At 41.8% G+C, this 12,355-nt stretch carries 7 protein-coding genes; 2 read left to right on the forward strand and 5 right to left on the reverse strand.

From position 1 onward, the window contains the following. Window positions 1-82: 82 nt before the first annotated feature. Entirely contained in the window at window positions 83-2,149 is a 2,067-nt protein-coding gene (locus EJF25_RS13355) for a glycoside hydrolase family protein (RefSeq protein ID WP_125041562.1), read from the forward strand. A gap of 170 nt (window positions 2,150-2,319) precedes the next feature. Continuing rightward, window positions 2,320-2,622 (forward strand): RyR domain-containing protein, encoded by a 303-nt coding sequence (locus EJF25_RS13360; protein ID WP_125041563.1) that lies wholly within the window; start codon window positions 2,320-2,322, stop codon window positions 2,620-2,622. An 84-nt stretch (window positions 2,623-2,706) separates the two neighbouring features. Here the strand turns inward: EJF25_RS13360 and pyrH are convergent, their stop codons facing one another. The 5 genes from pyrH to EJF25_RS13385 form a co-directional block, all read right to left on the reverse strand. After that, a complete protein-coding gene (gene pyrH / locus EJF25_RS13365; protein ID WP_125041564.1) occupies window positions 2,707-3,417 on the reverse strand; it encodes a UMP kinase in 711 nt (236 codons plus the stop codon). Between the two features lie 159 nt (window positions 3,418-3,576). Further along, on the reverse strand, window positions 3,577-6,093 hold the full coding sequence (locus EJF25_RS13370; RefSeq protein WP_125041565.1) for an alpha-N-acetylglucosaminidase TIM-barrel domain-containing protein: 2,517 nt from the start codon (window positions 6,091-6,093) through the stop codon (window positions 3,577-3,579). Window positions 6,094-6,099: 6 nt separating this feature from the next. Continuing rightward, window positions 6,100-7,584 carry a calcineurin-like phosphoesterase C-terminal domain-containing protein gene (locus EJF25_RS13375; protein WP_125041566.1) on the reverse strand — a complete coding sequence of 495 codons (1,485 nt, stop codon included), beginning with the start codon at window positions 7,582-7,584 and terminating at the stop codon, window positions 6,100-6,102. A 52-nt stretch (window positions 7,585-7,636) separates the two neighbouring features. Beyond that, window positions 7,637-9,349: a RagB/SusD family nutrient uptake outer membrane protein gene (locus tag EJF25_RS13380; protein ID WP_125041567.1), complete on the reverse strand. Its 1,713-nt coding sequence runs from the start codon at window positions 9,347-9,349 to the stop codon at window positions 7,637-7,639. Between the two features lie 12 nt (window positions 9,350-9,361). Continuing rightward, entirely contained in the window at window positions 9,362-12,349 is a 2,988-nt protein-coding gene (locus EJF25_RS13385; RefSeq protein WP_235016815.1) for a SusC/RagA family TonB-linked outer membrane protein, read from the reverse strand. Window positions 12,350-12,355 lie beyond the last annotated feature (6 nt).

Below are 12,355 nucleotides of genomic sequence, written 5' to 3' on the forward strand. Positions count from 1 at the left end.
AAACTGTTCCCAATTGGCTAATAAGTGTATAGAATTAACATTTGGATAATTAATTTATTTATATAGAAACACAATTGAAAGTATGAAGAAATATGTATGGATAATTGGTCTTTGTACCCTAATGACGGGAGGAATGACCTCTTGCGAACAACCCGGGGATAATCAGGAAGGAGCACGAATACATTTACTGAATAATAACTGGAATTTAAATGTGCCTACCGTAGCGCAAGCGGAATTAAATGGAGATTCGGTTGAAGGTACGCTACCTATTCCTACGGATATAGAGAAAGGTTTTACGATTAAATGTAAGGTAAACTTGTGTACACCGACTTTTGATCGTCATCTTATAGAAATACCGGGAGTGCTGGATGTTTGCCTTAAGCAATATAATCCTTTCGACCGTAATAAGCAGAATTATCCGGCATATAAAATGCAGGATGGCACTGTTCCGGTTCTGGAAGCCGGCTTGGAATTAAAGTCTCCGGTAGATGGACATATGGAACGAATGACCGTTGGTATTCCGTTGGCTATGCTGGAACAACCGTGGGGAGAACACGAAGTAGTCTTAAACTTTTCCGGTGTTCGTTGGAGTATGTATGTAGATGGGCAATTGTTGGATAATGATTTCCCTTTAGGGTATCCTTTAGCAGAGAAAATGGAACGTTGGAAGATAGACACAGCATTTGTTTCACAAGCTGAGTTGTTTTATCCGGCTATACAACCCGAACGAATGGACGGAGCAGAAACAGGATTACAGCCCCAAGTACAATTCTGGACTCCTACCGGACATAATGCGTGGGTAGGAGATGTTGTCAGTCTGTATCATGACGGAACTTATCATCTTTTCTATTTATATGATCGTCGCGGACATCAAAGTAAGTTCGGACGAGGCGGACATTATTTCGAACATCTTTCAACGAAGGATTTCCGGCATTGGACAGAGCACGAGGCAGCCGTGCCTATTGAAGAACAATGGGAAACCTTTGGTACAGGTACTCCTTTTGTTTTCAATAACCAGCTTTGCATTAGCTATGGTTATCATACCACCCGTATTTATCCTCGTGAACAAACTACACTTCCCGAGCTGTATAAATACTTGGAGGACAATGGACATACAGGTAACTTTGATCGCCATCAGATGTCGGGCGTTGCAGCAGGATCTTCTTATTCGATAAGTGATGATGGTATTCATTTCCGTAAGACAGGTGTCTTGTTTCACCCTTGTGAAAATCCAAGTATCTATGTTGATCCGAAAGGAGATTTGAAGATGCTGGCCAATTATGGTGCTCGTGGCACGTGGGCTTCTGATTCTGTGAGTGGTGGTTGGCGTTGTTTGGACGAGAACTTCCCTTTAGGAGGTGACTGTACTTTCTTCTTCCATTGGGGAGATTATGATTACATCATCGGAGGTTTCACCCGTCTATGGTCTAAGCAAACTGCGCAACCGGATTCTGCTTATCAGGATGTTGTAGCAACAGGTCGGGATTTTTATAATGGTTCGTGTGTACCGACTATTACGGAAATATTCGACAACCGTTTTGTGATGGCAGGATGGATGTGGATGAAAGCCTGGGGTGGACCGCTGGTAATTCATGAATTGGTACAATTGCCTGACGGACGTATTGGTACGAAATGGATGGATGAACTGCTACCTGTTACCTCAACGGAAGTTACAACGATTCCGGAGAATTCGACGAAGATAGAAACTTTGCCTTCTAATTCTTTCTTATTGACTTTTGATGTCACTCCGGTTACTTCTGACGGAAAACTGTCAGTCAGTTTGTTGCCCGCTACTGATAAAGGTATGCAGGATGCCTGTGAATGGAAACTGGATGGTACTGAAAAGCGAGCACAATACTCTTTTGTCGGTGATTGGACCGCTCGTGAAAGTTCTTTACGTGAAGGGGGGGCTCCACAGCAAGGACGTAATTATGCCATTGAGAATTTATTAGATACAGATCAAACATTTACAGTACGTATGGTTGTCAAAGCCTCTGAAAAATTCGACGGTTCTCTTGTGGATACGGAGATTGCCGGCAAGCGTACCATGGTTTCTTATCGTGAAAAACTGACAGCAGAACGTCTGCAATTCCGTACAGAAAATATGGATATTAAGAATATACGTATTACTCCTTTGGTGGCTGATTAAGGAATGCTACTGAATATATAAATCGGATAAGATTAGGTCGGGAAGCCTGAACTTATCCGATTTTTTATTTTTTTATCTGTTCGGATTGAATTTATTCTAATGAGTAAGTGTTATCTTTGTGAGTTATCATTCTATATATTACAAAAAGACGCTATAAATATACAGTAAATATGAAAGAGAGTAAACAGACTTATATTCCTTCTCCGATGGACCTTTCATCAGTAGAGTTACCCGAATCTCTTATTGAGTTATCGGAAATGATTGCGAAAAATGTACATGAGGTATGGTCTAAATCCCGAATGGATGAAGGATGGACTTATGGCCCGGAACGTGATGATATACATAAAAAACATCCTTGCCTGGTTCCTTATGAGGACTTGCCGGAAGGGGAGAAAGAATATGATCGGAATACAGCTTTGAATACAATAAAGCTGGTAAAGCATTTGGGATATAAAATAGAGAAGGGGAAATAATAAGGACCACGAATAACGTGACTTTTCGTTGATTACTGATTATAAAAATCATGTTTATTCGTGGTGATAAACCAATGTTAGGGATTAGTTGTGTACAATCGTACCTATTTCTTCTCCACTGATCACTTTCTTCAGATTCCCTACTGTGTCCATATCGAATACAACAATCGGCAGGTTATTTTCTTTGCACATGCAGGTGGCAGTTAAGTCCATCACTTTCAGACCACGCTTTAAAACTTCGTCATAAGTAATATCGTGGAATTTGGTGGCAGTTGGGTCTTTCTCAGGGTCGGCCGTATAAATGCCGTCCACACGAGTTCCTTTCAGCATAACGTCTGCTTCGATTTCGATGCCTCTCAAAGAAGAACCTGTGTCTGTAGTGAAGAAAGGATTACCCGTTCCACCGGACATAATAACGATTTCACCATTTTCCATGCATTCGATAGCTTTCCATTTACTGTAAAATTCACCTATAGGCTCCATACGTACGGCAGTCAATACACGGGCTTTTACTCCGGCGGCTACTAGGGCGGAGCTTAGAGCAAGGCTATTAATAACAGTAGCCAGCATACCCATCTGATCACCTTTCACACGGTCAAAACCCTTATTGGCTCCACTCAATCCGCGAAAGATATTACCTCCGCCAATTACAATACCGATTTGCACTCCTTGTTCGTGGATACCCTTTATCTGCGAGGCATATTCAGCTAATCTTTTTTCGTCGATGCCGTATTGTTTTTCGCCCATCAGGCTTTCCCCACTTAGTTTTAACAAGATTCTTTTATACTTTGCCATATTGTTTTCTATTAGTTTACCGCAAAGATAAAGATAATTCTTAGAATGAGAATGAGCTGATATCATAAAATGATAGAGGCATGGATTATATGAATTATACAATTGCTGTGAAGAGCAAAATATCTAATTCACTTGATCCATGCCTCAAGCTACCCTGAATTACAAAATTTCTACCGAGCCGAAGGAATCGGCTGTAGGTTTGCTTCGGAAGTAAATGGTGACAGTTACTTCTTTGGCTAGTGGAGACTCTGTGATGTTTTTCTTATCTAATTTTATTTCAAGCATACGATTCTTTGAATCCAGCGTTTCCTGTGGCTTCATTTCAGCCCATGTGTAATGGTTGGAACGGAAAGTAATCCGGTCTACCTCCAATGGATCCATTCCTCTCGACATAATCAGACGTATGGAGTTCATCTGTTCATAATCCTGATATCCGATAGTGAAGCTATAAGACGTTTTAGCATTTCTGAAATCCATTGGAGTCCAGTAGCTGACTGAACCGGGCGGAGCTGCAATGATACGTGGAGTCAGATTACTTGCTTCATAGACTAGTCGTTTCGCTTCTTTCAAAGGATCGGAAAAAGGAACTACGGGAGATACTTTGCGTTTAGTATAGAATTCCGCATCCCATTTGACGAAATCGAATGAGCGTCTACCGTGTAATGCAGTGAAATAGTTCTCCCAACGAGGTATATAGAAATCACGAATTAAACCTGACCAAACACGTGCCGCATAGTCGTTCAGTGATAATCCGGTTCCCCAGATGGTCATTAGTCGGCGGAGCTCACCAATTTGGCGGTCTTTCTCTTCATCAGTACAACCGGCTTTCGAGGCTTGGTCAGTCCAATAATCCAGACGAAATATCGGATGGGAAGCCAACAAACGATCAGCGTTTTTCAACAGACTAAAGAATCGTTGTTCCAATTGACGTGCTTCTTTGTCACGATTTTGCAGACAAGCCCAATGAATAGCCTCTAATACCATGTCAGCTTTGGCGGCAAGATATAATGCTCCGTATTGAATGGCATCTGTGCGGTACAGTTCACTATCTTTCAATTCATCGGTACAAGCAAAGAAATGTTCGATAGCCCGGTAATAATGGTCATTAATGCCCATTGTCGGCATTCGGTGATATCCCGGGCGGACCTGCCAGCGAAAACGGGCATTATTGGTAAACTCACCATAGGACGCTTGTTTCATTTCTTTCCAGAACCGATCCATATCGGCAGGGGCTTTTCCGTAGCGGGCTTGTGAAAACCTGTGTAAGAATTGGGGTACATCGATTTCCCGGTCGCTCCAACCTGCTGCTGCAATTATCTCATAGACCACATCATTGTTTTCTACTCCCTCAGGTGAAGTACCATAACCAACCAGTTGTCCGCGGTTAGGAGAACGGAGTGCTTTCAGATGTCCGTTGGCATAGAAATCAATAGCTCCTGTCAGGGCTGTACGTCCTCCGAAATTTGGAACTGTACTGTAAATCCAGTTACGGTTGAATAATCCCGAAAGGTAATCCCAACTTTTCTCTGTGCGCCATACGTAATGGTTGAAATCTACGGCAAGGTCCAAAATTAACATCTTTCCTTCTGGTGCTCCTGAGAGCAAAGCACGTGCACTTTCCGGGTCCCAGATATCGCGTTGATATCCGAACATCCACCCTTGCATTACCCATACAGCATCCGAGTTGGCTCCGCTTAACGAATGATAAATCGTTTTTCCGTATTTCTGCAATGTGTTGAATCGTTCTTTACTACCTTTCTCTCCGAACGGAACATCCATTTCGTTGAAGCTATCAATCAGGTAATAATCGCATTTACCAAACTCTTTTTCCCATGCACGGATGTAGCGATTACCGATTTCCACAAAAAGATCGTCCATAGGAGAAAGCATCCAGTTTTTCATCCCCGACCATTTCGTTTCGGTCAGGTTTATATTCGGAAAATGCTTCTTCATTGCCGGGGGAACGAATCCTGCAAATCCCTGGCAAACCGGTTTCATTCCCAAGTTACGCATACGTTTTAGTATTTGGTGCTGAAGTGCGATCTGGCTTTTGTGCCAAGCTTCAGTAGGAGCACCGTCTACTCCACTCATATTTCCCATACGCATCCAGGGTAAATGGGCGGGACCGCTGAAGAGTACATTAATCTCTGGATCGGTCAGTCCCATTTCATGCCAGATACGGGTGAATATCGCTTCGTTCGCTATCGGGGCTAGCGGCATGTCGAAGCCATGAAGAGCCATCCAGTCTATCTCTTTTTCCCAGCGTTTCCAATCCCAAAAAGGAGAAGTATAGCCAAATGTACATACGTTCATGTATAAACGGTGTTTAAATGGGGAGCGTACTTCCCGGCGCTTGGAATCAGGAAACTGTTGGGGGAAATCGAAACGGCTACCCGACCAGTTGTAGACACCATACCCGTTTTGTGATACATATTCATAGAAGCCCCGGCAAATAGCTACAGCCGATGAACCTTCCACGTATAAAATTCCTTTGCGGGTATAAGTGGCATAACGGTCAGTATCTCCGTCACGTGAGATAGAAGTCAGTACCACATTCTTTGGAAAGTAGCCGACAGCACGTAGAATAACTCCGCGTGCTTCTTGAACATTATTAGCATGAATCAAGCTACAAGTTGCCAAAACCGCTATGACAGATAGAATAATGACTTTTTTCATGAACCGTTATTTGGTGATTTTTCCTTCGTATTTATTACCATACGGATCTTCTGCTTTTACTTCGATGGTAGACCAACTACTTGTCGGAGTATATTTAAACATGTGGTCATTGTTCGTTTCTATTCGGGTCATGTCTCCGTCGAGAGCTGTATATGCAGTAGGATCAACCACTTTGATGTTTTTGGTCAGCGACTGTTTCAGTGTGCCATTCTCATAAAGCTCGACACTCTTCCAGTTAGTATGCCAGGTGAATATATTGACAAGTACATCGTTGGGATAACTTCCGGATTTGTCTTCTCCCGGTTTGTAAAGTATCATTTGATAATCCTTAGGAGTTGAGTTACCTTTGTAATACCAGTTTTTGATAGTATTGCCTTCAATTTCGTAGATAGCATAGCCACTGGGACTACCGTCGTTGCAAATTTCAGTTTCTTTGTACCAAAGAGAACCGCAGACAGCTCCTAAAGTGTTTTCTTCGATACGCGGAGCTTCTTTATGAGTGGTAGTATAATTGTTATGTGAATGTCCGGATAGAACTCTGACATGGTTGAATCCATCCAATATCTCATATAATTTATCTTTATTAGTCAGCTGATTGTTTCTGTTTCTTCTTTCGATAGGAATATGTACTCCGACAATGATTAATTTGTTTTTATCCACATAAGATAAATCCTTTTGCAACCAGTTGAGTTGATTGGTGGTAAGAGTGGCATCATACTCTTTCCGGTTTTTGTAGAGCACATCATCCATGACTACAAAATGGCAGTCACCGATGTTGTATGAGTAGTAAGTGGGACCAAAAGCTTCTTTAAATTCAGCGTCTGCATCTGCATCTTGGTCCACCATCAATTGATTATGGTCATGATTGCCGATAACCGAGAAGATTGGGATATTGAGTTGATTGACATATTTCTTGTAAGTAGGGTAGATGTTCATATTATCCCATCCCAAATCTCCCAAAGAGATACCATAGACCGGTTGATCGTTGAGTGATTTCACATATTCCACAATTTTAGGCATTTCTTTTTCCAAACGTGTCACATGAGTTTCCGTATCTATCTGTACATCCGCCAGAGCCAACAAACGAAAGTTCTTCTTCACTCCGGTTCTTTTTAAAGTGAAGTCTTTGTATAATACCTTGTTGGTCTGGAGTTTTATCGGTTGATAATGTGCCGGGCAACCGTCGCTTCCCATAGGAATCTCACAATCGGCTGGGACAGATATATATACGAATTCTGCTTTTCGGCTGGCACGTATTTGGTAAACTCCGTCCGCATCGGTAGCTACAACGGAATAACCGTCGGTAACTACCACCCCTTCCATAGGGGTGGTGCCATCTGTAATTCTACCTACTACGTTCATACCCGGTTGGACATCAATTCCTCCGGCTCCATTTATTTTGCCATCGTTATCGTCACTACAAGCAAATGTTGTGGTACATAATATAGCGAGGACAAAAAACTTTATAAAAAATGAATAGGTCTTTTTCATTATATGTAGTGTTATGTAATTAATACTTTGTCAGAAACTTAACTCACTGTTTTTATTCTGTGATTCCGCTGTAACCCGGATTCTGTTTCAACAGGTTGTTGGCAGAAATAGCTTTGTTAGGAAGCGGGTAACGATTCAGGTTCTTATTATTGGAAGCTTTATGATCCCACCAATCTTCAGTAACGAACATATTCCAACGAACTAAATCAGTGCGTCTGCGTCCGGCACCTTCTGCCAGGAATTCTGTCATCCACTCGTCCAACATCCGGTATTTATCCAGATTATTTTCTGTCGCTGGATCCGGATCAATATTGTTTTCAAAATTTCTCTTGCGTACGTCATTGATGAGAGTTGCCGCTCCTTTTGTATCACCTGCGCGAAGTTTGCATTCTGCCAGCATGAAATAGATTTCGGATAAACGAATCATCGGACAGTCCGGATTGTATCGTAATGTCTTATCCGCCATATTAGGCTGAGGTGATTTGACAACTCTGAATCCTGAATTCTCTTCTCCGTCATAAACAGTGGAAGTCAGTTCACTTGCAGGTTTTCCACCGGTTTTTAGTAAAGCAACCTGATCTACAAGGTTGATAACTTGTCCTTTATGGCTCTTGCTTCCCATACATTTTAAATTAGGATTATCAGGATTAATCTGTTCGCCCATTAAGAACATACCTTCATATTTCTTATTGCCCAAATAGTGATACGGTTTTTTACGTAAATCATTATCATGGAATTTGGCAAATGTGCTACCTAGTTTCCAAGACTTGGTTTGGGTAAACAGTTTGCCTGTCGGATCGAGAGAAGGAGTCAGCATATATCCGTTGTATCCGGCAGTTTCTATATCGAAGTACTTGTAAGCTTCGTAATGATAGAAATATTTATAATACCAGTTCCACTCCATTTTAGCATTTTCCGAAGGCATATTCCAAATCATTTCAGGAGATTTGTCGTTGTCGAATCCGTGAGGTCCCCACCATGTTTTGTCCAGTTGGTAGGTTCCATACTCTCCATCGATGATGTCCTGGCAGATGGTGGCACATTTGTCAAAACGAGGGGTGCCGGTGTAGGCTTCCGAATTGAAGTAGAGCTGAGCAAGCATAGCTGCGGCTGCCGCTTGCTTAATATAGCCATCTTCAGAAGCACCCAAAGTCGTTTTCTTTTTCAGGTTTGGAATTGCTGTTTTCAGTAAGTCCTCAATATGATTAAATGTTTCTACATCTGTGCTGCGACTTTTTAGCTCATCATTGTTAGATGTATAAATAGGCATTCCTCCGAAATAGTCCAGTGCCTTCATATAGTAATAGGCAATGATAGCTTCCAACTGCTGTATCTGGTCTGCTTTTTGTTCCGGAGTCATCCCAATCTTTTCATAATCAACTCCTTCGAGGTCAGCTTTAGCTTCCAGCGCACGGGCAATTCCTTCGGTCGTTCCAATGTATGTTTCTTCGATAGCCCGGTCTTCTGCCGTCCATGTATGGTAGTGCAAACGGTGATACATTCCGTCATTAGAAAAGTCACTTCCGCGTTGCGGACAGCACATTGCATCTGCCGTCAGTTCCTGAAGCCACCATCTTTCACTTCCTGCATACCATTTACAGTGAGTAAACGGGCGTGCCATTACTGCGTAAGTATTTTCGGGAGTAGTGATAAATGTATCGGGAGTCACTTCGGAAAAGAATTTCTCGTCCAGTTCACAACTGCTCACAGCAATTGAAAGCATTGCACTGAGCCCTATATAATATGTAAAGTTTTTCTTTTTCATCTTAGTTAGAATTTAGAATGTTATTTGAGCACCGAGCGTGAAACGCATTGTTTGCGGGTACATAGAATCCGTTTCTTTGATGTATTCAAATCCCGGATTCAATCCGTTGATGTTTACTTCCGGATTAGGACCGCTGTACTTAGTGAATACCGCTAAATCACGTGCAGTAAGGTATAAGCGGATATTATCTACATATTTGTTATATTTCTTCATATTGAGTCTATAGCCTAAAGTAACAGCGTCTATTTTTAGGAAAGTACCGTCTTCCAGGAAGTAGTCGGACAAGATTTTTTCATCATGGATATTTTTATTTTTACCATAAGCTGATTTCAGTACATTGTTCTGAGTGTTTGTTTGCAATCCGTAGTACATATGAATCTGGCTATAGATATCGAAATCAATCCAGCTACGTAGAGAAATACCTAAATCCCAATTCTTATATCGGAAATTATGATCCCATGCAATAGTCAGTTTAGGGATAGCATTACCCATAAAACGTTTGTTTTCTGTAACTAGGGTTTCATTTGTTGCAGGAACCACATTGTTATCTTTGTCGTAGATTAGCCATTTACCATTGTCGTCTATACCGGCATGTTTGTAAACAAAGAATTGTCCGATTTCCATATTGTTCTGCATACGAGCGCCATATCCCGGTTGTCCCGGTGAAGGGAATTTTACTTGATCGATGAATTCTTTATCTCCTAAACCGATGTTTTTCAGTTTTGTTTTGTTTTTGGAGAAACGCATGCTAGAGGTATAGTTGAAGTCTTTGGTACGGACGATATCTCCTCCTATTTCAAATTCCCATCCCTTGTTTTGCAGGTTACCGATATTTTTCATGATGGTTTCGTGTACCATGGGTGGTTGTGGTGCATTGACGCTATAGAGCATATCGCTGACATTACGCACATACCAGTCGAACTTACCATAAAGCCGGTTGTCTAAGACTGAGAAGTCGAGACCAACATTGAATTCAGCTTTTTGCTCCCACTTTAAGTCTGGGTTGATATTGCGGATAGAGCCATATGTATAACTCCATGAACCGTTGGTAGGCCACATAGAGGCATCTGCTTTGTACATACGAGTCGTATATCCGTTTCCAAAACCATTGTTACCGGTCACACCATAACCTAGACGAAGTTTTAAGTCATTGATGAATTTAAGATCTTTCAGAAACTCTTCTTCCGAGATACGCCATCCTGCTGATATTGCCCAGAAGTCTCCCCAACGATTGTTTGTACCGAATTTGGAAGAACCTTCACGACGGAAACTAGCTGTAGCCATATAACGGTCAAGATAAGAATAGTTGATACGTCCGAAGAAAGATAAAAGGCGTTCACGAGGGTCTTTTGCAGAATCCATGGCTCCTTTGCCTATAGTTATATAAGTGCCCGAGGACATATCCCATGGTCCGACTCCGTTCACAGGGAAATCGTAATTAGTCATGTTGAATGATTCGCCATCTGCCTGCCAGAAACTATAACCAGCAACGGCATTGATATGATGGTCGTCATTGATCATGGTATTATAGGTAGCGTAAGCCTCTGCTGATAAACGTTCGTCTTTACTGAATTTATGGTGGGCAGAACCACGATATCCTCCGGATAAAGATTCTTTGTGCTTGGCATCTACATACTTATATAATTGCCATTGTGATTTTTGATAGCCAATTGTTCCCTGCACACTCAACTCATCGGTTAAGTTGATTTTCAATGTGGCATTAGACAATAACCAAGTATCTTTTCCGTTATTGGTGCGTAGCATGACATCGGCAACCGGATTAAAGTCAGTACCTGCAATACCATATCCATTCACATTATATTCTGACGGAATTTCCGGGTTATAAAGAGGAATGGTCGGATTCAGCCATAAAGCCATATTGAATAGTCCGGCTGAGTTGCGTTGGTCTCTTTCTGCTTCACGATATTCTGCATTCGTGATAATCTGTGCCTTTCCGTCGAAGAGGTTAAAGGTACCATTGATACGTCCAGAGTAGTCTTTACGATTATCCCCGATAACAATACCTTTCTGGTTTTGCGTACTTAGCGTTGCATATAAGCGTACATCTTTATTTCCTCCGGATATATTTACCACATGGCGGTTTGAAACCGCGTTGTTATTCACCAGTTCAGAGTACCAGTCCGTATCTGATCCGAAATCCTGTCCTAAACCATATTCGATAAATTCATCAGAAGTCAGCACTTCCGGACGCTTACGAACTGATTCCATTGAAACTTCACCCGTATAAGTGACTGTGATTTTTCCTTCTTTAGCTTGTTTGGTAGTAATCAAGATTACACCGCCTGCTGCGCGTGTACCATAAATAGCACCGGCAGAAGCATCTTTCAATACATCGATAGACTCGATATCTTCCTGATTCAGGGCACGGATATCGCCTCCGGGGATACCGTCAATGACTATTAACGGGCCTTTGCTGGCGTTTACTGAAGCTACACCACGCAGCTGGAAACCATTTGAACTGTTAGGACTGGAAGTGCCGGAAATAACTAGTCCGGGAACTTTTCCCTGTAAAGCGGTTGCAATAGTAGCACCACCCACACCAATGTTCAGTTCGTCTCCCTTGATGGAAGCAACAGAACTAGTAACTGCCCGTTTTTCCATGCTACCATAACCGATAACAACTACTTCTTTCAGCAATTCTGAATTTTCTTTCATTACCACATTTAGTTGCTTGCGTCCCTTGACAGCCTCTTCTTTATTAGTATAACCAATATAAGTGAATTTTAAAGTAGCGGTAGGAGCAGCTTTTATCGAGAACTTTCCATCCAAGTCAGTGACTGCAAAAACTTGTTCTCCGTTTACAACAATATTTACACCCACTAATGGTTCGCCTTGCTCATCTGTGACCGTACCGGTAATTGTGCCTGTTTGTGCAAACAGAGTTCCGGGCAGTAATGTAGCCAAAAAGATGATGGCATACAGAATCATCCCTCTATGAAGTTGATTCATGTTTATACTTATATATGTGTCTTTTTTCATCTTCAG

Origin of the sequence: Bacteroides faecalis (genome assembly GCF_003865075.1) — a bacterium.
Taxonomy (GTDB): domain Bacteria; phylum Bacteroidota; class Bacteroidia; order Bacteroidales; family Bacteroidaceae; genus Bacteroides; species Bacteroides faecalis.

Coding starts and splice junctions, on each gene's coding strand:
- EJF25_RS13355 (WP_125041562.1), top strand. CDS start 83: ATGAAGAAATATGTATGGATAATTGGTCTTTGTACCCTAATGACGGGA.
- EJF25_RS13360 (WP_125041563.1), top strand. CDS start 2,320: ATGAAAGAGAGTAAACAGACTTATATTCCTTCTCCGATGGACCTTTCA.
- pyrH (WP_125041564.1), bottom strand. CDS start 3,417: ATGGCAAAGTATAAAAGAATCTTGTTAAAACTAAGTGGGGAAAGCCTG.
- EJF25_RS13370 (WP_125041565.1), bottom strand. CDS start 6,093: ATGAAAAAAGTCATTATTCTATCTGTCATAGCGGTTTTGGCAACTTGT.
- EJF25_RS13375 (WP_125041566.1), bottom strand. CDS start 7,584: ATGAAAAAGACCTATTCATTTTTTATAAAGTTTTTTGTCCTCGCTATA.
- EJF25_RS13380 (WP_125041567.1), bottom strand. CDS start 9,349: ATGAAAAAGAAAAACTTTACATATTATATAGGGCTCAGTGCAATGCTT.
- EJF25_RS13385 (WP_235016815.1), bottom strand. CDS start 12,349: ATGAAAAAAGACACATATATAAGTATAAACATGAATCAACTTCATAGA.